This is a genomic window from Paenibacillus sp. L3-i20, assembly GCF_022180385.2.
Classification (GTDB): domain Bacteria; phylum Bacillota; class Bacilli; order Paenibacillales; family Paenibacillaceae; genus Pristimantibacillus.
Genome location: NZ_BQME02000001.1, coordinates 486,660 through 507,500 on the forward strand (window position 1 = coordinate 486,660; position 20,841 = coordinate 507,500).

General features: G+C 45.1%; 14 protein-coding genes, 29 tRNA genes and 1 rRNA gene (1 of these 44 cut by a window edge). 3 read left to right on the top strand and 41 right to left on the bottom strand.

Annotated elements, in window-relative coordinates:
• Positions 1-161: 161 nt before the first annotated feature.
• The 4 genes from MFF31_RS02295 to MFF31_RS02310 all read right to left on the bottom strand — a co-directional run bounded on the left by MFF31_RS02295 (position 162) and on the right by MFF31_RS02310 (position 6,521).
• A complete protein-coding gene (locus MFF31_RS02295) occupies positions 162-2,081 on the bottom strand; it encodes an FAD-dependent oxidoreductase (RefSeq protein WP_238186549.1) in 1,920 nt (639 codons plus the stop codon).
• 237 nt (positions 2,082-2,318) lie between these two features.
• Positions 2,319-3,905, bottom strand: a complete 1,587-nt coding sequence (locus MFF31_RS02300) for a peptide chain release factor 3 (protein WP_238186550.1) — start codon at positions 3,903-3,905, stop codon at positions 2,319-2,321.
• A gap of 56 nt (positions 3,906-3,961) precedes the next feature.
• Positions 3,962-5,521, bottom strand: a complete 1,560-nt coding sequence (gene zwf / locus MFF31_RS02305; protein ID WP_238186551.1) for a glucose-6-phosphate dehydrogenase — start codon at positions 5,519-5,521, stop codon at positions 3,962-3,964.
• 163 nt (positions 5,522-5,684) lie between these two features.
• Positions 5,685-6,521, bottom strand: a complete 837-nt coding sequence (locus MFF31_RS02310; protein ID WP_238186552.1) for a hypothetical protein — start codon at positions 6,519-6,521, stop codon at positions 5,685-5,687.
• A 366-nt stretch (positions 6,522-6,887) separates the two neighbouring features.
• Between MFF31_RS02310 and MFF31_RS02315 the strand changes: the two genes are divergently transcribed.
• Positions 6,888-7,619, top strand: coding sequence for a hypothetical protein (locus tag MFF31_RS02315; RefSeq protein ID WP_238186553.1), 732 nt, complete (start codon positions 6,888-6,890; stop codon positions 7,617-7,619).
• Positions 7,620-7,765: 146 nt separating this feature from the next.
• Here the strand turns inward: MFF31_RS02315 and MFF31_RS02320 are convergent, their stop codons facing one another.
• On the bottom strand, positions 7,766-9,103 hold the full coding sequence (locus MFF31_RS02320; protein ID WP_309296653.1) for a molybdopterin molybdotransferase MoeA: 1,338 nt from the start codon (positions 9,101-9,103) through the stop codon (positions 7,766-7,768).
• 185 nt (positions 9,104-9,288) lie between these two features.
• Between MFF31_RS02320 and mobB the strand changes: the two genes are divergently transcribed.
• On the top strand, positions 9,289-9,849 hold the full coding sequence (mobB, locus tag MFF31_RS02325; protein ID WP_238186554.1) for a molybdopterin-guanine dinucleotide biosynthesis protein B: 561 nt from the start codon (positions 9,289-9,291) through the stop codon (positions 9,847-9,849).
• A gap of 104 nt (positions 9,850-9,953) precedes the next feature.
• Here the strand turns inward: mobB and MFF31_RS02330 are convergent, their stop codons facing one another.
• The 6 genes from MFF31_RS02330 to MFF31_RS02355 form a co-directional block, all read right to left on the bottom strand.
• Entirely contained in the window at positions 9,954-10,604 is a 651-nt protein-coding gene (locus MFF31_RS02330) for a response regulator (RefSeq protein ID WP_282570463.1), read from the bottom strand.
• Positions 10,605-10,640: 36 nt separating this feature from the next.
• Positions 10,641-11,642, bottom strand: coding sequence for a sensor histidine kinase (locus MFF31_RS02335; protein WP_238186555.1), 1,002 nt, complete (start codon positions 11,640-11,642; stop codon positions 10,641-10,643).
• A gap of 99 nt (positions 11,643-11,741) precedes the next feature.
• The gene (locus MFF31_RS02340) at positions 11,742-12,449 is read right to left on the bottom strand and encodes a PspA/IM30 family protein (protein WP_238186556.1); all 708 of its coding nucleotides are present in this window, start codon (positions 12,447-12,449) and stop codon (positions 11,742-11,744) included.
• A gap of 4 nt (positions 12,450-12,453) precedes the next feature.
• A complete protein-coding gene (locus MFF31_RS02345) occupies positions 12,454-12,939 on the bottom strand; it encodes a PspC domain-containing protein (protein WP_238186557.1) in 486 nt (161 codons plus the stop codon).
• Positions 12,936-13,625: a PspA/IM30 family protein gene (locus MFF31_RS02350; RefSeq protein ID WP_238186558.1), complete on the bottom strand. Its 690-nt coding sequence runs from the start codon at positions 13,623-13,625 to the stop codon at positions 12,936-12,938. Before MFF31_RS02350 ends, MFF31_RS02345 begins: the two co-directional genes overlap by 4 nt.
• Positions 13,626-13,676: 51 nt before the next feature.
• The gene (locus MFF31_RS02355; RefSeq protein WP_238186559.1) at positions 13,677-13,973 is read right to left on the bottom strand and encodes a LiaF transmembrane domain-containing protein; all 297 of its coding nucleotides are present in this window, start codon (positions 13,971-13,973) and stop codon (positions 13,677-13,679) included.
• Positions 13,974-14,231: 258 nt separating this feature from the next.
• Here MFF31_RS02355 and MFF31_RS02360 point away from each other — a divergent pair, with 258 nt between their 5' ends.
• On the top strand, positions 14,232-14,795 hold the full coding sequence (locus tag MFF31_RS02360) for a C40 family peptidase (protein ID WP_238186560.1): 564 nt from the start codon (positions 14,232-14,234) through the stop codon (positions 14,793-14,795).
• A 234-nt stretch (positions 14,796-15,029) separates the two neighbouring features.
• On the opposite strand, the gene MFF31_RS02365 is transcribed toward MFF31_RS02360, so the two are convergent.
• The 30 genes from MFF31_RS02365 to MFF31_RS02510 all read right to left on the bottom strand — a co-directional run.
• Positions 15,030-15,111, bottom strand: a tRNA-Leu gene (locus tag MFF31_RS02365).
• Between the two features lie 12 nt (positions 15,112-15,123).
• Positions 15,124-15,200 (bottom strand) — tRNA-Arg (locus tag MFF31_RS02370).
• Positions 15,201-15,223: 23 nt separating this feature from the next.
• A tRNA-Cys gene (locus MFF31_RS02375) sits at positions 15,224-15,297 on the bottom strand.
• Positions 15,298-15,307: 10 nt separating this feature from the next.
• Positions 15,308-15,382: transfer RNA gene (locus MFF31_RS02380), tRNA-Gly, on the bottom strand.
• A gap of 6 nt (positions 15,383-15,388) precedes the next feature.
• Positions 15,389-15,462 (bottom strand) — tRNA-Gln (locus MFF31_RS02385).
• A gap of 33 nt (positions 15,463-15,495) precedes the next feature.
• Positions 15,496-15,571, bottom strand: a tRNA-His gene (locus tag MFF31_RS02390).
• Between the two features lie 25 nt (positions 15,572-15,596).
• A tRNA-Trp gene (locus tag MFF31_RS02395) sits at positions 15,597-15,670 on the bottom strand.
• 7 nt (positions 15,671-15,677) lie between these two features.
• A tRNA-Tyr gene (locus tag MFF31_RS02400) sits at positions 15,678-15,762 on the bottom strand.
• Between the two features lie 3 nt (positions 15,763-15,765).
• Positions 15,766-15,841 (bottom strand) — tRNA-Thr (locus MFF31_RS02405).
• Positions 15,842-15,864: 23 nt separating this feature from the next.
• A tRNA-Phe gene (locus MFF31_RS02410) sits at positions 15,865-15,940 on the bottom strand.
• A 14-nt stretch (positions 15,941-15,954) separates the two neighbouring features.
• Positions 15,955-16,031: transfer RNA gene (locus MFF31_RS02415), tRNA-Asp, on the bottom strand.
• Between the two features lie 34 nt (positions 16,032-16,065).
• Positions 16,066-16,142 (bottom strand) — tRNA-Met (locus tag MFF31_RS02420).
• A gap of 18 nt (positions 16,143-16,160) precedes the next feature.
• Positions 16,161-16,236: transfer RNA gene (locus MFF31_RS02425), tRNA-Val, on the bottom strand.
• Between the two features lie 446 nt (positions 16,237-16,682).
• Positions 16,683-16,764: transfer RNA gene (locus MFF31_RS02430), tRNA-Leu, on the bottom strand.
• Between the two features lie 12 nt (positions 16,765-16,776).
• Positions 16,777-16,853 (bottom strand) — tRNA-Arg (locus MFF31_RS02435).
• Positions 16,854-16,876: 23 nt separating this feature from the next.
• Positions 16,877-16,950 (bottom strand) — tRNA-Cys (locus MFF31_RS02440).
• A gap of 10 nt (positions 16,951-16,960) precedes the next feature.
• A tRNA-Gly gene (locus tag MFF31_RS02445) sits at positions 16,961-17,035 on the bottom strand.
• A gap of 6 nt (positions 17,036-17,041) precedes the next feature.
• A tRNA-Gln gene (locus MFF31_RS02450) sits at positions 17,042-17,115 on the bottom strand.
• Between the two features lie 33 nt (positions 17,116-17,148).
• Positions 17,149-17,224 (bottom strand) — tRNA-His (locus tag MFF31_RS02455).
• Between the two features lie 25 nt (positions 17,225-17,249).
• A tRNA-Trp gene (locus tag MFF31_RS02460) sits at positions 17,250-17,323 on the bottom strand.
• Positions 17,324-17,330: 7 nt separating this feature from the next.
• Positions 17,331-17,415, bottom strand: a tRNA-Tyr gene (locus MFF31_RS02465).
• Between the two features lie 3 nt (positions 17,416-17,418).
• Positions 17,419-17,494 (bottom strand) — tRNA-Thr (locus tag MFF31_RS02470).
• A 23-nt stretch (positions 17,495-17,517) separates the two neighbouring features.
• Positions 17,518-17,593, bottom strand: a tRNA-Phe gene (locus MFF31_RS02475).
• A gap of 14 nt (positions 17,594-17,607) precedes the next feature.
• Positions 17,608-17,684: transfer RNA gene (locus tag MFF31_RS02480), tRNA-Asp, on the bottom strand.
• 34 nt (positions 17,685-17,718) lie between these two features.
• Positions 17,719-17,795: transfer RNA gene (locus tag MFF31_RS02485), tRNA-Met, on the bottom strand.
• Positions 17,796-17,813: 18 nt separating this feature from the next.
• Positions 17,814-17,889: transfer RNA gene (locus MFF31_RS02490), tRNA-Val, on the bottom strand.
• A gap of 5 nt (positions 17,890-17,894) precedes the next feature.
• Positions 17,895-17,969: transfer RNA gene (locus tag MFF31_RS02495), tRNA-Glu, on the bottom strand.
• 45 nt (positions 17,970-18,014) lie between these two features.
• Positions 18,015-18,103: transfer RNA gene (locus tag MFF31_RS02500), tRNA-Ser, on the bottom strand.
• 4 nt (positions 18,104-18,107) lie between these two features.
• Positions 18,108-18,183, bottom strand: a tRNA-Asn gene (locus MFF31_RS02505).
• 139 nt (positions 18,184-18,322) lie between these two features.
• Positions 18,323-20,841, bottom strand: a 23S ribosomal RNA gene (locus MFF31_RS02510); it runs 412 nt beyond the window's last position.

Below are 20,841 nucleotides of genomic sequence, written 5' to 3' on the forward strand. Positions count from 1 at the left end.
CAATTCTATTTTTTTATGCACACTCCTATAGTATACGATTTAGTAGTTTGCTAGTTTCAATAAAATAACAAACAAAAGGAAACTATTTGTAATATATTACCTAACAAATAGTTTCCTTTTTGATTTTTTGTATTATTTTTTAATTTTTTTATTTAGAAGTATTAGTAGGTAACGCCAGTTGTTGCAACAACTGCATCCTTAAGCAACAAATAGACATCACCGTTAGTTAGTTTCTCACGGTTTTTAATGAGTGCAAGTGTTGCATCTGTAACAATACCTTCAGCTAGGAGCATATCAAGCGCACCTTCTTTTGCAGCGCCTTCTTTCAATGACAATGCAATTGTATATGCTGCCTGATCTAATGTTAACGGACCAAACTTAGTCTTTTCATCCAGCGAAGCAGTAGAAGCATCAACGGATTGTGTTAATGCTGTTGGATGTACCTTCGCAACACCCTTCACATTTTGAAGCATACGCTGCGGATTCGAATCTGCATCTAGCTGGAAGTCATTGCTGTATGCGCCCTGTGCGATTCCCATACTAGCTGCTGCTTTCAATCCTTCATAAGCAGGGTGCTTAATAAAGTCGTATGGTTTTGTCTTAGGTGCTTTCAAATCCATACCCTGTTTAGTCAACAGCTCTTGCAACTGCTTAATCAACTTTTCAGAGGCAGCAAGTTCACGAAGAGTCACACCTTCGTCCATTGCTATCTTGATTGCCGCACCAGCTGCTTGACCAGTAGCCATTCCAAGAGGAACTACACGTGCACTACCATGTGGCAAAGTATCAAAGCTTGCTGAACGACCGACAACAAGGAGGCCATCTATCGTTTGAGGCACTAATGTACGGAATGGTACACCATACAGCTTCGGTGCCATCAATACCGTTCCACGGTCCGTCTTCGCTGCTGATGTGCTTTGAATATCAATCGGGTAAGAGCCAAAAGCAATGTCGTCCCAATGTGTACTTTGCTCTAGTAGATCGACCATCGATAAACGATACATACCTTCCAAATGACGAGTTTCGCGAATATATAATTCTGGTGCGAGCTCGCCGAGCTCAATTGTTGCAAACTCAGGATACAGCTTTTTCATATGTTCCAGCATAAGTGGTATCTCTTTACGTGCAATATCATAAGCTTCTTCTCTTGAAGCTGGATCGAATGGATCAACTCCGAAGATTTGTACGGCATTAATGAGCATCGTCTCATCATTTTGCCTACCAATATTAAGTCCACGTGAACGAATCCGCTCTGGGTTTGAAGATGGATAATCCCACATCTCGATATAACCCCATGCACTCTCATCATTAGCACCTGTACCTGGGTACTCATCTTTGTTCAGACGATCCTTAATTTTACCCCAAACCTTAGGTGTAATACCTGTTAGCTTGTAGACTGGCGTAACAGCCATTAGCAACTTATCGTCACCAATATCTTGACGTCCAAACGTGAATTCTGCTCCTGCCGCTGCTGCAAAATCAGCATCCTGGGTAGCATCGATAACTGCCTTAGCAACTACGACTTTTTCCTCATCTTTAGCAGTTTTCAACTTCACACCAGTAACTGTGTTGCCTTTAGCCGTTTTCTCAATAATCGGCTCTATTGATTTCATGCCCATTCGAACTTCTAGATTAGGCTCTCCTTCAACCATCTTGTGGAAAGCATTTGTCGCTGTTGTAATATCGAATGAGTCACCTTCAATTTGATCAAACCATTCTTTGAATAAACCTTTGTTTAAATAATCTTTGCCGTCTGGCGCACGATTCATATCAAGACTGTTCAGCCAACCTAGTGTAAACAAACCACCTAGTACTTCACGGTCCTTACCGTCTATCAAAAGTGTTTTCAATCCATTGCGAGCAGCTGATACTGCAGCTGTTACACCTTCTGGATCAGTACCAACCACAATGACATCATATTGCTCTTTAACAACTTCAACCTGCGGCACTTCAGTAATTTTTGTAGCGGTTGGTTCAGACGGCTTACTCGACTTTGTTAAATACTGTACTGCGAATAGAGATCCAGCAATAACAATCAACAATCCAATAAATAATAATGGCATTAATTTTCGATTTTTCATAACGTTCTTTGTAACACTCCTTCTTCAGCAATAACTCTCTCATTTTTGTAATAATACCTATTAGTCTATCAAATTTTTCGGTATGATTCGATCTTTTCTCTTAGAATATCCTTAAATTTTTATTACCAATACCATAATACCTAGTTAAAACGTCTCTTTTTTTCGCAAAAAAATCCTCCCTTAACGGAATTCAACGATCCCGTGGGAGGATTCACTAAACGATATTTATTACACAACTTATGGAGCAGTCTCCAGAAACTGAGCTGTCGGATTTTTCTCCATAGCCGTTCTCATTGCATATTCATTCTCGAAAAGAACAACAAAGTTCCCCTTTTTGTCCTTAACCAGTGTCGTATTAATTCTGAATTTGGATGGGTCAATATTATCCCCAACAATCCATCTTGCGAATTGATATGACATACGATGCAACTGGATATCAACGCCATATTCTGCACGCATGCGGTGTTCGAACACCTCAAACTGCAAATGACCAACTACGCCAAGAATCGTTTCATCAAAATTACCGGTAGAATAGAACACTTGAATTGTGCCTTCCTCCGTCAATTGATCCAGACCCTTTTGATACTGCTTATGTTTAAGCGCATTTTTCACAGTTACCTTTGAGAAGATTTCTGGAGAAAACGTTGGTAGCTCGTCGAATTCCACTTCAGACCCCTGGGATAGTGAGTCACCAATTCGGAATATACCTGGATCAAACAAGCCGATAATATCTCCAGGATAAGCTGTTTCTACAATATCTCTATCTTGAGCAAGGAATTGTTGTGGTTGAGACAACTTAATATCTTTACGATTACGCACATGTCTTACACTCATACCACGTTCAAATCGTCCTGAGCAAATACGCAGGAACGCTATCCGATCTCGGTGAGCTGGATTCATGTTTGCTTGAATTTTGAATACATAGCCAGTAAACTTCTCATTTGTTGGCTCAATCTCTCCTGAAGTGCTGTTACGCGGCGTAGGCTTCGGTGCCAGCTTCAAGAAGTTTTCCAGAAACGTCTGAACTCCGAAATTGTTGACCGCACTACCAAAGAAAATTGGTGTAAGCTCTCCTGCTCGAACCTTATCGAAATCGAATTGATCGCCCGCAACATCTAGCAATTCAAGATCTGCAATAAGCTGATCTGTCAAATAATCGCCTGCCATCTCACGGATGATTGGATCGTTGTAGTCGCTTACTTTTCGAACTTCGATCGTTGAATGATCGTTTCCTTGGAACAACTCGACTTGCGAGTTCATACGGTCATACACACCACATAATTCACGGCCAGTACCAATTGGCCAATTCATCGGAACGGAACGAATACCTAACACTTGTTCCAGTTCTTCCATAAGGTCGAAAGGACTTTTACCTTCACGGTCAAGCTTGTTAATGAATGTGAAAATTGGAATGCCCCGTTTACGACAAACTTGGAATAGCTTAATCGTTTGAGCCTCGACACCTTTGGCCACGTCGATCAACATCACTGCGCTGTCCGCAGCAGTTAGTGTACGATACGTATCTTCCGAAAAGTCTTGGTGACCAGGCGTATCAAGAATATTAACACGATGATTCAAATAATCAAACTGCATAACAGATGAGGTAACAGAAATACCACGCTGTTTCTCAATTTCCATCCAGTCTGACGTTGCATGGCGGCTCGCCTTACGAGCTTTTACTGATCCTGCAAGACGAATGGCCCCTCCGAATAGGAGGAGCTTCTCAGTCAATGTTGTTTTACCAGCATCAGGGTGGGAAATAATCGCGAAAGTACGTCTTTTTTCCACTTCCTGTTTAATTTCATTACTTAACGTTTGGCTCATGCTTGACTTCCCTTCACTTTTGCAAGGTATACAATTGCAGCAGTAGTGATTACTCGCTACTTGCTGCCTTTAGTTACCCAAATTACGTTGTCTTCCTCTTGACCGTTTACCGGCCACCAATGGAAACCTTCTTCGTCGAGCAATCTGTTAGCCTCAACAGGTCCCCATGAACCAGCCGGATAAAACGCGAGGTCGCTTTTATCTTCACGCCATGCGTTAGCAATACGGTCTACGAACTCCCAAGCGTGGGACACTTCATCCCAACGTGTAAAGTACGTTGAATCTCCTCTTGCTGCATCATGGATAAGTCGCTCATAAGCTTCCGGCGTATTGATGCCGATTTGACAGCTTTGGCAAAACTCCATTGATACAGGTTGAACAGTATTGTCTGCCCCTGGCTTTTTGGCATTTATTTTAATATATATTCCTTCGAGCGGATTGACACGAATAACGAGCAGATTAGGTGCCAAATCATGACGCTGTGCGAACAATACGTTCTGCGGCATCGATTTGAACTCTACAACTACCTCGGTCGTTTTTACTGGCAGTCGCTTACCTGTTCTGATGTAGAACGGAACACCAGCCCAGCGGAAATTGTCTACGTATACTTTTGCCGCAAAGTAGGTTTCCGTCGTTGACTCAGGATCAACTGACTCCTCTTGACGATAGCCTGGCAACTCTTTGCTTCCGAACTTACCCTTTGCATATTGTCCACGTACTACGTTTTTGCGAACATCATCGCTTGAGGTGTAGCCGCGCAGTGAACGAAGCACTTTCACCTTCTCATCACGAATATCTTCACCGTGAAGACGGCTTGGCGGTTCCATTGCAATCATTGTAAGCATCTGTAACATATGGTTTTGACCCATATCGCGCAAAGCACCAGATTTGTCATAATAACCGCCACGTTCCTCTACCCCAACCGTTTCCGAAAGTGATATTTGTACGTTAGCGATATAATTATTGTTCCACAACGGTTCAAAAAATGCGTTTGCGAATCGGATCACTTGAATATTTTGTACCATTTCTTTGCCTAGATAGTGATCGATACGGAAAATTTCATCTTCCTTGAACACTTGGTTTAGTTGCTCATTCAGCTTTTGAGCAGAAGGCAGATCATAACCAAACGGTTTTTCTATAACTAGACGATGCCAGCCTTGACACTCTAACAAGCCGCCATCACGCAAATTGAAAGAAACCGGTCCAAAAAGGGAAGGTGCGAGTGCCAAATAAAATAAACGATTGCCTGGAATATTAAACTTTTTATCCAGCTCTGTTGAAAGAACATTCAATTCGCGGAAACCATCCACATTATTGATGTCAAGAGACATATACTCAAAATGCTCCGTGAATCGATTCCACAGTTCTAGATTGTCCACTTTGTAGCGACAGAACTCATTAATGGACTCATACAAATCCGAACGAAATTGCTCGTTCGTACGAGGTCGGCGAGCAAGGCCTACAACTGCGAAGTTGTCCGACAACTTGCCTTCTTTATATAAACTGAATAACGCCGGGAAGAGCTTGCGCCGGGCCAAGTCACCGGTTGCTCCGAACAGGTAGTATACTGCGCCCTCCGGAGAGATAGTATCAATTGTAGGATTGTAAGTCGTCATATGCCTCATTCTTTCTATGGAATTTTTATACGAATTACATGTAATGTAGTGTAGCATATTCATCCTTAAATCGCCATTGAACGACCCATAAAAAATACTGATAGGACACACAATTTCTTCTGATTGAAGTTATATTCGGTAATCTTTGCCCATGTAAGATCGCTTACGGCTCATTTTTTGTCGACGAAAAGTCTCCGGTTATAAGGGGAATTCCTATCGTTAGCTCTGTCATTTTCCGTTCGGTATGATCATGCGCAGAGATTTGCAAATTAGCACTTCTTTTATTATCCAACGACTGAGAAGAAAGTAATTTACTTGAATTCAGTGTTACACTCCACGTCCCACCATCCTCATAATCCTCGACTACTTTTCCCAAAGATAATCTTTCTAGTTGCTTAACCGCATCTTTGCTCTTTGCAAATCCATGTACCTTCATGCTGGTATCCGTATAAGAAGAAACTAATGCTAATTCCTCCCCAATAATAGCTGCGGATGCAAGCAACTTCTGCAATGACCCATCTCCACTGCTCGCTTCTAGCATCACTAAAAGGTGATCGACTCCTCCTGCTTCCTCCGGTATATGAATAGATAATATCCCTCCCAATCTCGAAACTTCTCCCCTTATCGATTTCCCTCCGTTCGTAATGACCTTGTTAGTCATATCGCCGTTCTCTTCTTTAAACAAATTTGCTGTCAGCTCTTTAAAAGCGGATTTAGAAGTCGTTGTCACGTCCCAGCGTAATGTCCACTCTGCGCTTCCCGCTCCTGCTTCAAGCACCTCGTCGCTCCAACCCCATAATTGCTCAAGATCATAAGGTACCGATATATTTGCAAGCTTGGCCTCTGACTCCGCCTTGGATAGCAACAAAGCAGTTATTAACATTACAACGAGAACAACAAAACCAATTACTAAACTGTATATCTTCTTTTTTGGTGAGGGTTTACGACCAATTTTTGTAGCTCCGCCCAGATTAAAATGCGAATTTTCGGGTATGTACATATACAAGCCTCCTATCACAATTTTTGCACACATACACATTCGCCCTTGGGTGAATACACTTGATGCAACTACTGATGAGAGGTGGCATGTGAAGCAATTACTTAATCTCCTAGTAAATACGCCTTAAAGGCGCATATTCCTTCCTTGTAAGAGGAACAACTTATGTTGATTGATTTATCCAATTTCAAACTTAAAACAACTGTCCATAAACTGTTAAGTGCTCATTCGACACGCTTCTTCAAATGCAACAGCGAATAGCTCTCTTTTCGAGAAGAAACGTCATTATTCTCCCCGATGTTTCGCCAGTGTTCACAGTCTGCTTGCGTTATGCTGTCGCTATGTTCATTTTTTAGGAGGGTCACATGAATGTCAGGTTATACACGATCTATTCATAGTATCGAACGATCCCATCACTACATACCAATTCAATCTACACGACAATATAGCGACTTGCCTATACCAATTAGCTTTCATATACCTTCTAATGATCAACAACAATGGCACAAAGTCTATAATCTTGCAGCTGAAAGTGTAGCAGAGTGGCTTCAAATTGCCTCGAAAGCAAAGGTGCAAATAGATGGAATGCTTCTTCGTCTAGGAGGAAGAAATGGGATAGAAGTGGATGTTAGTGCTGAAGATGGAATTCGAGAAATCGTGCAATTAATTAATGAGCTGGATAGAAGCTTTAGAAGTCACGGATCAAATCTGAAACAAGAGGTATGGGCGGTTATAGAATTAGCACTTCGCCACCCTGCCATGTCAGCACTTGGTATTAAAAAAGGAAAAGACATGACTTTTCATTGGCAAAGTCCCCATGCGGGTGCCCCAGCTAATCATTTTGTAGCATACGAACGCAAACAAGAGTCGCTACGAATGCTTGTACTTAAAGATAAGGTGTGGCTTAGAAGACTGCTATTAGGCTCTGAAGGATTACTGAACGATCTAAAACGTGCATTATCCTATGGAGAGCAGCAGAAAACAATGAATTTGCTACAGCTCCCTTTTCATGCGACCTTTCCCTACTCCATATACTACGGGGCGATGCAAGCCCATACGCCACTCCCATTCCGAGGGTTGGTACTTAATAAGTTATATTAGTTGACAATTGGATGCTTGATAATCTTTATCCATTCGAATGATCACTATAAATCGATCATTTTCTTTGATTGCCTCATCGAGGCATTATCAACAGCTCGCTCTGATTCTCATTGAGACAAAAGAGACACTTTAGTTTGGTACTCGCTTTAAGGCAATAGCAATACTTCAATCAGGTCGCCCGCTTCTGCTCCAACTGAACCTGACGGAATAACTGCTAAGCCATCAGCATCTGCTAACGAAGCCATCATACTGGACTTTGAGAAGGCAAGTGGATCTGCAAGAAGGCTTCCATCACTATTTTGCTGTAGCCTAATCCGTACATAACGTACATGGGGGCTTCCCTTTCCGATACTAGTTACAAGTGTAGCTTTTACACTTCGTAACAACGGACATGCATCTCCTTGCATCGCACGTAAAGCAGGTCGTGCAAACAGTTCGAAACCTACGAAACAGGCACCCGGGTTACCCGACAAAGCTATGACCAGCTTCCCGTCCACAACTCCTCCTGAGGTTGGACTTCCTGGCCGCATAGCCACTCGGTTGAATAGTGTATACGAGTGACGTGTCTGTTCCGTGGAATGACTCGCCATCCCTCTAAAAATATCCGCCATCACATCGTAATCACCAACAGAAACGCCACCAGTCGTTATAACGATGTCACATTGTTCCCTTACACGAGCTAGTGCAGCCAATACCGCTTCAGGTTTGTCAGGCAATGTACCGCATAGCAGCGGCTCAGCGCCGCTCTCCCTGATCATAGCCGCGACCATATAACTATTGCTGTCGCGTATACGTCCCGGCGCGAGAGGCGCATCCACGGGCAGCAACTCACTGCCCGTGGCGAACACCGCGACGCGCGGGCGCCGATACACGGGCACATTAGCATAGCCGAATGTACCGAGCAAAGCGATATGCCCCGGCCGAATAACCGTGCCGGGCGTAGCTAACGGGCTCCCGAGGCGGAACTCCTCGCCTCGTGGTGCCACGTTCTGGCCGGGACGGGCGGCTGCTTTAATCAGCACCGCCTCCTCGCCACCGGCCAGAACAGCTTCTGCGGTCTGCTCCAGCATGACAACCGCATCCGCCCCTCGGGGCACAGCCGCGCCAGTCATAATTCGCGCGGCAGTGCCCTGCTCTACGGTCGCGGCGGCTATGCCGCCCGCCGCGACCGTAGCAACGATGCGCAGCGACGCCGGGGCATCTGGCGTCGCTTGCGCTGTGTCTGCCGCGCGCATGGCATAGCCATCGAGCCCCGAGCGCGCGAACGGCGGCCAGTCGCTCGTCGCAGCGAGCTGCTGCGCGAGGCGGCGGCCGCCGCATTCTGCAAGCGGCACAAGTTCGCTTGCCATTGTTTGCCCCGTCGCAGCAGTAAGTATGTGCTGCTGCGCCTCATCTACCTTCACCGCTCGGCGAAAAAACTTCCCCTCGCCACCTGTCGCTATTCCAATCCCTTCCGCCACGCTACTTCCCCCCGTCCTTCTCACTACCCGAATCCATTTTTTCTCTGCCCATTATTGTAACATAACACTGATATTCATTAGAACATCGTAAAATATTCGCGAACTCCTGATCTCTATACGTCCATTATGCTAAACTAATGCTGATTCATTAAGCACTTCACATCAAAAAACATATCTGTTCTTACATATAGAGGAGGACTCCAAATCAAATGATTCAACCGAGCAATAAATCTCCACTAATTGTCCAAATCGTAGGATACAAAAATACCGGCAAAACCACGATGGTTTGCCGGTTAACGGAATATTTCAAAAAAGCGTCCTATAGGGTTGGCACAATTAAACGAGATGCCCATGATTTCCAGATGGACACCCCTGGGACTGATACATGGCGTCATCAAGAAGCTGGTGCCGATATTACTGCAATCGCTTCTTCGAAACGAACTGCAATAATTAAACAAAGCTCTGACTCATTAGAACAACTTATCTCAACAATCCGAAATGATACCGATGTCATTCTCATTGAAGGTTTTAAAGAAGCTTTGTATCCCAAAATCATTATGGCCCGAAACGAATCAGACCTTTGTTTACTTAAAACACTACCTAACATTATTGCTCTGGCTTACTGGCCTGATTTAATGCCTACGATAGAGGCATCTAGAGCCACTTTGTTAACTGATCCAAAGGAACTATCGTCAACATTTCAGTTTCTTTCCATAACTGATCATAAACAAATTTTTGATCAGTTGCTTCAGATACATAACAATTCCTAATTATTGATTCCATACATCATATTTATAGCCCAATTATATTTGCTATTCTTTGAATTATAATCCGAACTTGCCTAACACTTTACGCGTAAGATAAATAACTGCAATTAATCGGCTATCCCTTGCTTGTGGGCATAGATAGCCGCTTGTGTGCGATCATCCACATTAAGCTTGTTAAAAATGTTCGTGACGTGGAACTTCACTGTCTTAATGCCAATAAATAACTCATCAGCGATTTCTTGATTAGACTTTCCTTGAGCAACGCGCTTAAGCACATCCATCTCCCGTTCCGTCAGATCATCATGAAGTGGCGCTTGCTCTTGCTGCTTCGGTGCTCTAAAGCGATTCATCATCTTCGCGGCAACTTGTGATTCCAGCACTGACTGCCCTCTCGCTGCTGCTCGAATCGCTTCCGCAATCTCACTTGCTCTCGAAGTTTTTAGCAAATAACTAAATGCTCCCGCTTCGATTACAGGATAGATCTTACTGTCATCAATAAAGCTAGTCAGTACAATAACTTTACATTCCGGATATAGCTCTAATAGCTTAGCTGTTGTTTCTATTCCATCCATGCCATCCATAACTAAATCCATCAATACAACGTCTGGCCGATATGCTTGCGCCAATCGAATGCCATCGGCGCCATTGCTAGCTTCCCCAACCACTTCGATACCGTCCTCAGTATCTAAAACAGCTGCTAGTCCGATTCTGACCATTTCATGATCGTCAACTAATAAAACCTTTATCGCTTCTTCCACTTTCTCTACTCCCTTCACTACGCGCACACCGCCTTCTTATCCTTTTGGACTAAACGGTGCCATTGGCACCCATAAATGAATTGTTGTACCTTCTCCTGGCTGCGAAATCACTTGCAGCGAACCACCAAGCTCATTCACACGTTCTTCCATAGTGAGCATTCCGTACGAAGTTTGCTTCTTTTCTTCCAAATCAAACCCGATACCAGTATCTTGAAGCGTCATATGCACTTTATTATCAATACGCAACAATCTAATATGCATACTTTCAGATTTCGAATGACGTAACGTGTTAGATAATGCCTCTTGTGCAATTCTAAACAAATGGTCCTCCGCTTGTGGCAACAATGCGATGTTCTCATCTACCTCTAACGAAATTTGCATAGGCACTTTCTGCTTCAATTCCTCAACAAGAATAGTTAGCGCTTGTCCAAGGTTTTTACCATCTAAATGAACAGGTCTGAGATGAAGAAGCAGTGCTCTCATCTCTGATTGAGCAACAGCAGCCATCTCTTCGATCAGTTGTACTTGCCGCTTTGCGCGTTCCCAATCGCGATCAATCGTTCGACTCACAGCTGTCGCGGTCATTGATATTGCGAATAATTGCTGGCTGACCGCATCATGGAGCTCTCTAGCAAGCCTTTGCCTCTCCTCAATAACAGCTGTGAATCTAACTTTTTCAGTCCATTTTGGATCATTTTCATCTGGATGGTTTTCTTCTTCGCTTCCTTCATCCTTATGGTTAAAGGTTACGGCAAAAGGTCTCTTACGTGGCTGCTCGCTTAACCGCTGTATTACTGCTTTCAACTTGGAGTTTTGCAAATAGCTCTTCAGTGTCGCTATCGCAAGCCCTGCTCCTACAACACCTAGTCCAATGACTGCCCATTTCCCCTTAAGCACATATAGCTTAAACACATCTAAACCCTGCAAAACAATAATAACTAAGCTTATGATGATAATAAGCCACAGGATTGTCTCTATGATATTGCGTCTTCTAGCCGCTGTGAACTGCTCTCCTTCATTGTCCTTCCCTACATGCATGCTTTACAGCTCCTTATGTAGCGTCAAAATCTTTACATCTAGTTATAAACATATGAAAGAGCAGACCGATTATCGGTCCGCTACTTCCATTGTTTTATATTACTCTTTAGTTTCAGAGCTGCTTGTTGATGATGCACCCATCTTATTTTTCAGAGCTGCAAGCTGCTCATCCACCTTCATGCGCTTTTCAATATCAGCAGAGCTGATGGAAGAATTAGCACTTCCGCCGTAGGAGTAAGGAGTACGAAGCACATCTGCTTCAGCTTCCATTTGCATTATTTTTTCTTCCATACGATTGAAGCCGCGGGATGCTGTACCACTGTCAATAGAATGGTTGGAACTTAGCTGTGACATTTGTTTTTGAGCTTTTGCTACTTGAGCACGGGAAGCTAGTTCATTACGCTTGTTGCGAAGCTGGTAGAACTCTTCTTTCATACCATGCAATTGTTGCAATAACTCTTCTGCTTGTGATTTAACTTGTGCATGAAGATCGATGTATTCAGTAACCTTTTGGTCAAAATACAATTTTTCTTCCAACAACTTACGAGTCAATTCCTCTTGATCAGCTCTAAGTGCTGCTTCTGCTTTTGATTCACGATCAGCAGCATTACGTACTGAATCATCTAGACGTTGTTTCATTCTACGCTCATTTGCCATTTGTTTTGCTACAGTTACCTCTGCTAGATGAATTTCTGATTCCATATCGCGTAAGTACTGATTAAGCATAATAACTGGATCTTCCATTTTGTCCAATACCTCGTTAAATGATGCTTTCGTCATATCTTTCATTCTTTTAAAGATTCCCATAATATTATTCTCCCTTCTCTTGCTTCGCTATTTTGGCTTTCAATTCTTCGATTTCACGTCTTAAAGCTTTTTTCTCTAGATCATCCATCATGCTATCAAATTGCGCATTTGGAATCGGCTCTTCCTTAGCATAGCGCGGATCCCATTGATTCTGGTGTGGAGGCTGATTGTTATTAGTGAATTGTCCGTAAGGATCGGAATGAGGACCTGGTTTTGCACCGTATTGTGGTCCGTAACCTCCCGTGTATCCACCACCATATCCGTTTCCAGGGCCTGGTCCATGAGGTCCAAATGCTCCGTAAACTGGTGGTTCCTTCGGTACAACCAGTCCAGCGATTAAATAAATGAATATAACCATGCCACTAGAGATAATTGTTATAACTACTAGAAGTATCCGTAGTAGCGTCGCATCGACATTAAACATCTCGCTTAATCCACCGCATAGTCCAAGTAACTTTTTATCTCTTCTGGAGCGATACAATTTCTTCAAGATGTCCAGCCCTCCTTCTCCAGCTTACGTTTCAGTTCAATAAGCTCTCTCTCTACAACTGATTTTATTGTATTTCCTATTGAGCCAACTTCAGATTCCCGGCCCATTCTACGAACATCCCGTAAACTCCGTGCCTCTTGCTCCATATCGGTTATACGATCTTCCATCTTCCGAAACACCGTTCCAGGATGTGAGCCATTTTCCAAAATGCCGCCGTTCAATCTGCTGTTCATACGCTGTTGCAAGCGAATGGATTCCATACGAGCAGCGTAATATTCACGTTTATCATATACCGTCTGGTATTCGCTGCGCATCTCACGCAGTTGATCCTCAAGATCAATTGAATTTTGTCTGCTCTGTTCAAATAAATCTTTATATTGAGCTGACCGTTCCTCACAGCTTGCCTTTTCATGTAAGGCAATACGCGCCATGTTTTCCTCGCCAGCTTTAAGTGCTGTCATTGCTTGCTGCTCACGACGCTCTTTCTGGGCTTCTGCTTGCAACCATTGTGCACGAAGGTGATTACTATGGCTATTGTATTGTTGATATAACTTCTCAGCTTGAACGATATCTTCTCTTGTTGACCAAAGAAATTGATCAATCAGTCGAACAGGATCTTCCGCTTTCTCGAGTCTTTCATTTAAAGTGGCGACTGTAATATCACGTATCCTACGTACTATGCTCATCTATTTGACCTCCCATTAAGGTTGCTTCACAACATCACTATTGACACTAACTTAATACGATTTACTTTTATTATTTTTAAACATCGATACGCCGCCTACAATCAATCCAATTGCCAGAAGCAACATTAGCAGTCCGCCAAGCTTGCCGATCAATATTATAGTACCAATGACGATCAAGATACCACCAATTGTTTTCTTATTATTCATCCAGCCAACAACACCGAATCCGATAAGGATGATCGGAAGCAATAAGCTGAAAATTTTGCCGAAGTCAATATTCAAAAAGTTTAATACCGCCAAGCCTCCGACGATAACCAATAACGCTCCAAGTGCACTTTTTCCATTCATGTCCAATTTCATCTCCTTTCTTCGATTAGAATTTCTTCATATTCCTTTTTCGCTTGCGTCTGATTGCTCTTGCCTATGTACTTAGTATAGATGGTTTAACCCCTTGTTAAAACCGACTTCCGGCTGTATTTTCACTAGACTTAGGTCGAGTCCTTCCTCAGACTCCGGTGCTGCAAATGGGTTAATGTCCATTTTTTACAGCTTAAAACGGTTACATTGGCTATGTTACGGTATAACTATCAACTAGGAGGTGCACCAATGAAACAAAACATTTTCACAAAAACAATTGTTGCAGGTATTGTCTCTTCTGCTCTATTAACGACTGGAGTCATTCCTCTTCCTATAGATGGACAAGCTCATGCAGCTACAGCATCAAGCGCTTCTTCTAAAATAGAAGCAACCATTAAACTAGGCAACAAGTACTTGGGTACTCCGTACGAATTTGGATCAAATCGCAGTACTACTAGAACATTTGACTGCTCTGATCTCATCAAACATATTTTCAAGCAAGCTGCAGGTATAACATTACCTGGTTCTTCATCCACACAAGCTGACTATGTCAAAAGAAACTCTACTCTGAAAACGAGCTGGTCCAGCTTGGATCGAGGGGATCTAGTATTCTTCATGTCTTACAAAGGTTCTGCTTCATCAAGTTATTCGAAGCTTTCCAAGTCGCAGCAACAAGTTACTCATGTCGCTATTTATTTAGGAAATGGTAAAGTACTGCACACCTACTCTAAAGAGAGCGGCGGTGTACGTGTTGACTCCATCAAAGGAACTCAGTGGGAACATCGTATGATTTTTGGTGGAAGCGCATTGTAGAACTCATTATCCTATCTTAAAATATATTGAGGACCAGTCCGTAAAGCGCTGGTCCGCTAAATTAGTTATGCTTTACTCCCCAACGACTCGTTCCCTCAAATACAAACCTTTCGTAACGTTTAATGATTATAGAAAGAGAATGTTTTTCATAACATAATGTGTAATGTAGATACATCTATTAAACACAAAAAAGCTCATCGTACATAATGTACAATGAGCTTAAGTTTAAGATTATGGTGCCGGTGAAGGGACTCGAACCCCCACGGTTTCCCTCACGATTTTGAGTCGCGCGCGTCTGCCATTCCGCCACACCGGCATATTGTTTAAATGGCGCGGCCTAAGAGATTCGAACTCCTGGCCTTTTGATTCGTAGTCAAACGCTCTATCCAGCTGAGCTAAGGCCGCACATATTGCTTTTTGAAACGTTGTGGAGGCGCCACCCAGATTCGAACTGGGGGTAGAGCTTTTGCAGAGCTCTGCCTTACCACTTGGCTATGGCGCCAATATGAAAATGGAGCGGAAGACGGGAATCGAACCCGCGACCCTCGCCTTGGCAAGGCGATGCTCTACCGCTGAGCCACTTCCGCAAGTAATGGCTGGGGATCCAGGATTCGAACCTAGGATGACGGAGTCAAAGTCCGTTGCCTTACCGCTTGGCTAAACCCCAACGATTATTTTTTTGTTGATTTAGGTGTATAAATGGGGCGATCGACGGGACTTGAACCCGCGAGTGCCAGAGCCACAGACTGGTGCGTTAACCCCTTCGCCACGACCGCCATGATACAACACCTTATAAAATCTTGGCAGGGGCAGCAGGAATTGAACCCACACCAAAGGTTTTGGAGACCTTTGTTCTACCTTTAAACTATGCCCCTAGGTAAATGGTGGAGGATGATGGATTCGAACCACCGAACTCAGAGAGAGCAGATTTACAGTCTGCCGTGTTTAGCCACTTCACTAATCCTCCATGTGGTGCCGTCGAGAGGACTTGAACCCCCAACCTACTGATTACAAGTCAGTTGCTCTACCAGTTGAGCTACAACGGCGTATTCAATTATGCTTTTAAAAATGGTGGCTCGGGACGGAATCGAACCGCCGACACGAGGATTTTCAGTCCTCTGCTCTACCGACTGAGCTACCGAGCCTTGATGTGGATAAATGGCGGAGCTGACGGGATTCGAACCCGCGGTCTCCTGCGTGACAGGCAGGCATGTTAGGCCACTACACCACAGCTCCACATCATTGTTCTCGGATAATTCCGAAGGTAATTTGGTTGCGGGGGCAGGATTTGAACCTGCGGCCTTCGGGTTATGAGCCCGACGAGCTACCGGGCTGCTCCACCCCGCGTCATTACTAAGTAAGTTATGGTGGAGGATGACGGGATCGAACCGCCGACCCTCTGCTTGTAAGGCAGATGCTCTCCCAGCTGAGCTAATCCTCCATGCGTCGTTAGTTATTCTTGTTAAGCGACTCTTATATAATACCACGAATATTTCAAAAAAGCTAGTCCATTTTAAAAATAATTTCACTCTTTTATATTAGCACTTTTTATATGCAATATTTTGCTTTTCATTAGTTACTTATCAACACCTATCCATTTTAATTCTAATGGATTCCTCTAATATATCATTACTATAAGATAGTATATTGAGATACATGATTATGTAAACCTTAATTTAATATCACTTGCATTTATACAACATCTTCTTTACGCTACTCGCAACATTTGCTTCTACTACATCTACTCTTACATTTTGTTAGGACAAGTCTTTGAATTGAGTATACTCCTAATAGTAAGACTAACATAAAATCTTCAGATATCCCTAAATATTCAAACACAAAAAAGCTCATTGTACATAATGTACAATGAGCTTAAGTTTAAGATTATGGTGCCGGTGAAGGGACTCGAACCCCCACGGTTTCCCTCACGATTTTGAGTCGCGCGCGTCTGCCATTCCGCCACACCGGCATATTGTTTAAATGGCGCGGCCTAAGAGATTCGAACTCCTGGCCTTTTGATTCGTAGTCAAACGCTCTATCCAGCTGAGCTAAGGCCGCACATATTGCTTTTTGAAACGTTGTGGAGGCGCCACCCAGATTCGAACTGGGGGTAGAGCTTTTGCAGAGCTCTGCCTTACCACTTGGCTATGGCGCCAATATGAAAATGGAGCGGAAGACGGGAATCGAACCCGCGACCCTCGCCTTGGCAAGGCGATGCTCTACCGCTGAGCCACTTCCGCAAGTAATGGCTGGGGATCCAGGATTCGAACCTAGGATGACGGAGTCAAAGTCCGTTGCCTTACCGCTTGGCTAAACCCCAACGATTATTTTTTTGTTGATTTAGGTGTATAAATGGGGCGATCGACGGGACTTGAACCCGCGAGTGCCAGAGCCACAGACTGGTGCGTTAACCCCTTCGCCACGACCGCCATGATACAACACCTTATAAAATCTTGGCAGGGGCAGCAGGAATTGAACCCACACCAAAGGTTTTGGAGACCTTTGTTCTACCTTTAAACTATGCCCCTAGGTAAATGGTGGAGGATGATGGATTCGAACCACCGAACTCAGAGAGAGCAGATTTACAGTCTGCCGTGTTTAGCCACTTCACTAATCCTCCATGTGGTGCCGTCGAGAGGACTTGAACCCCCAACCTACTGATTACAAGTCAGTTGCTCTACCAGTTGAGCTACAACGGCGTATTCAATTATGCTTTTAAAAATGGTGGCTCGGGACGGAATCGAACCGCCGACACGAGGATTTTCAGTCCTCTGCTCTACCGACTGAGCTACCGAGCCTTGATGTGGATAAATGGCGGAGCTGACGGGATTCGAACCCGCGGTCTCCTGCGTGACAGGCAGGCATGTTAGGCCACTACACCACAGCTCCACATCATTGTTCTCGGATAATTCCGAAGGTAATTTGGTTGCGGGGGCAGGATTTGAACCTGCGGCCTTCGGGTTATGAGCCCGACGAGCTACCGGGCTGCTCCACCCCGCGTCATTACTAAGTAAGTTATGGTGGAGGATGACGGGATCGAACCGCCGACCCTCTGCTTGTAAGGCAGATGCTCTCCCAGCTGAGCTAATCCTCCATAAATGGTGACCCGTAGGGGACTCGAACCCCTGTTACCTCCGTGAAAGGGAGGTGTCTTAACCACTTGACCAACGGGCCTAAAACTGTTTCTAACAAAATCTTCTCTTGTACAAGAAGTTATTATGGCAGAGAGGAAGGGATTCGAACCCTCGAGACCTTTTGAGCCTACACGATTTCCAATCGTGCTCCTTCGACCACTCGGACACCTCTCTATAATGGCTCCCCGAACAGGACTCGAACCTGTGACAACTCGATTAACAGTCGAGTGCTCTACCAACTGAGCTATCAGGGAATAAAATTCAGTACTTGCGCCCTGAAAACTGGATACGAAAGAATAGCTTGAGTTACTTTAGCTGTTGTTTGTAGGTTGTATGACCCAGGTAATTTTCTCATTGTCTTCGACAAGGAAGAAAACACCGATACAAACATTATAGGATAAGCCCTCGACCGATTAGTATTCGTCAGCTCCGTACATTACTGCACTTCCACCCCGAACCTATCAACCTCGTCGTCTTCAAGGGGTCTTACATACTGGGAAATCTCATCTTGAGGGGGGCTTCACGCTTAGATGCTTTCAGCGTTTATCCCGTCCGTACTTGGCTACCCAGCTATGCTCCTGGCGGAACAACTGGTACACCAGCGGTACGTCCATCCCGGTCCTCTCGTACTAAGGACAGCTCCTCTCAAATTTCCTACGCCCGCGACAGATAGGGACCGAACTGTCTCACGACGTTCTGAACCCAGCTCGCGTACCGCTTTAATGGGCGAACAGCCCAACCCTTGGGACCTACTTCAGCCCCAGGATGCGATGAGCCGACATCGAGGTGCCAAACCTCCCCGTCGATGTGGACTCTTGGGGGAGATAAGCCTGTTATCCCCAGGGTAGCTTTTATCCGTTGAGCGATGGCCCTTCCATTCGGTACCACCGGATCACTAAGCCCGACTTTCGTCCCTGCTCGACTTGTAGGTCTCGCAGTCAAGCTCCCTTATGCCTTTGCACTCTTCGAATGATTTCCAACCATTCTGAGGGAACCTTTGGGCGCCTCCGTTACATTTTAGGAGGCGACCGCCCCAGTCAAACTGCCCGCCTGACACGGTCCCTCTACCGGTTTCACGGTAGTAGGTTAGAACTCCGATACGATCAGGGTGGTATCCCAACGTCGCCTCCACACAAGCTGGCGCTCATGCTTCAATGGCTCCCACCTATCCTGTACAGATCGTACCAAAGTCCAATATCAAGCTGCAGTAAAGCTCCATGGGGTCTTTCCGTCTTGTCGCGGGTAACCTGCATCTTCACAGGTATTAAAATTTCACCGGATCTCTCGTTGAGACAGCGCCCAATTCGTTACGCCATTCGTGCGGGTCAGAATTTACCTGACAAGGAATTTCGCTACCTTAGGACCGTTATAGTTACGGCCGCCGTTTACTGGGGCTTCGGTTCACAGCTTCGGATTGCTCCTAACCGCTCCCCTTAACCTTCCAGCACCGGGCAGGCGTCAGCCCGTATACTTCGCCTTACGGCTTCGCACAGACCTGTGTTTTTGCTAAACAGTCGATTGGGCCTATTCACTGCGGCCCCCTCGGGCTATTAACCCTACCGAGGCACCCCTTCTCCCGAAGTTACGGGGTCATTTTGCCGAGTTCCTTAACGAGAGTTCTTCCGCGCGCCTTAGCATGCTCTGCTCGCCTACCTGTGTCGGTTTGCGGTACGGGCACCTTGATCTAACTAGAGGCTTTTCTTGACAGCCGGAGTACATGACCTTCGCTACTATAATTTTCGCTCCCCATCACAGCCCAGCCTAATAGTGTGCGGATTTGCCTACACACTAGCCTCACTGCTTAGACGGACTATTCCATCAGTCCGCGTCACTGCCCTTCTGTGTCACCCCATTGCTCAAACGATCTTCGGTGGTACAGGAATTTCAACCTGTTGTCCATCCACTACGCCTTTCGGCCTCGCGTTAGGTCCCGACTTACCCTGAGAGGACGAGCCTTCCTCAGGAACCCTTAGGCTTTCGGCGGACAAGATTCTCACTTGTCTTTTCGTTACTCATACCGGCATTCTCACTTGAATACGCTCCAGCACTCCTCACGGTATACCTTCAACGTATATTCAACGCTCCCCTACCCAATGCAGCAAGCTGCAATGTCATAGCTTCGGTGGTGTGTTTAGCCCCGTTACATTTTCGGCGCAGAGTCACTCGACCAGTGAGCTATTACGCACTCTTTAAATGGTGGCTGCTTCTAAGCCAACATCCTGGTTGTCTGTGCAACTCCACATCCTTTCCCACTTAACACACACTTGGGGACCTTAGCTGATGATCTGGGCTGTTTCCCTCTTGACAATGGATCTTAGCACTCACTGTCTGACTCCCGGTAAGCATGTCTATGGCATTCGGAGTTTGACTAGACTTGGTAACCCTTGGCGGGCCCCGCATCCAATCAGTGCTCTACCTCCACGACACTCATATCCGAGGCTAGCCCTAAAGCTATTTCGGGGAGAACCAGCTATCTCCGAGTTCGATTGGAATTTCTCCGCTACCCCCACCTCATCCCCGCATTTTTCAACATGCGTGGGTTCGGGCCTCCAGTGCGTGTTACCGCACCTTCACCCTGGACAGGGGTAGATCACACGGTTTCGGGTCTACGACCACGTACTTATTCGCCCTATTCAGACTCGCTTTCGCTGCGGCTCCGGCTTTCCACCTTAACCTTGCACGGGATCGTAACTCGCCGGTTCATTCTACAAAAGGCACGCCATCACCCATTTAACGGGCTCTGACTTTTTGTAAGCGCACGGTTTCAGGTTCTTTTTCACTCCGCTTCCGCGGTGCTTTTCACCTTTCCCTCACGGTACTGCTTCACTATCGGTCACTAGGGAGTATTTAGCCTTGGCAGATGGTCCTGCCGGATTCCGACGGGGTTTCTCGTGTCCCGCCGTACTCAGGAT

Coding starts and splice junctions, on each gene's coding strand:
- MFF31_RS02295 (WP_238186549.1), bottom strand. CDS start 2,081: ATGAAAAATCGAAAATTAATGCCATTATTATTTATTGGATTGTTGATT.
- MFF31_RS02300 (WP_238186550.1), bottom strand. CDS start 3,905: ATGAGCCAAACGTTAAGTAATGAAATTAAACAGGAAGTGGAAAAAAGA.
- zwf (WP_238186551.1), bottom strand. CDS start 5,521: ATGACGACTTACAATCCTACAATTGATACTATCTCTCCGGAGGGCGCA.
- MFF31_RS02310 (WP_238186552.1), bottom strand. CDS start 6,521: ATGTACATACCCGAAAATTCGCATTTTAATCTGGGCGGAGCTACAAAA.
- MFF31_RS02315 (WP_238186553.1), top strand. CDS start 6,888: ATGTCAGGTTATACACGATCTATTCATAGTATCGAACGATCCCATCAC.
- mobB (WP_238186554.1), top strand. CDS start 9,289: ATGATTCAACCGAGCAATAAATCTCCACTAATTGTCCAAATCGTAGGA.
- MFF31_RS02335 (WP_238186555.1), bottom strand. CDS start 11,642: ATGCATGTAGGGAAGGACAATGAAGGAGAGCAGTTCACAGCGGCTAGA.
- MFF31_RS02340 (WP_238186556.1), bottom strand. CDS start 12,449: ATGGGAATCTTTAAAAGAATGAAAGATATGACGAAAGCATCATTTAAC.
- MFF31_RS02350 (WP_238186558.1), bottom strand. CDS start 13,625: ATGAGCATAGTACGTAGGATACGTGATATTACAGTCGCCACTTTAAAT.
- MFF31_RS02355 (WP_238186559.1), bottom strand. CDS start 13,973: ATGAATGGAAAAAGTGCACTTGGAGCGTTATTGGTTATCGTCGGAGGC.
- MFF31_RS02360 (WP_238186560.1), top strand. CDS start 14,232: ATGAAACAAAACATTTTCACAAAAACAATTGTTGCAGGTATTGTCTCT.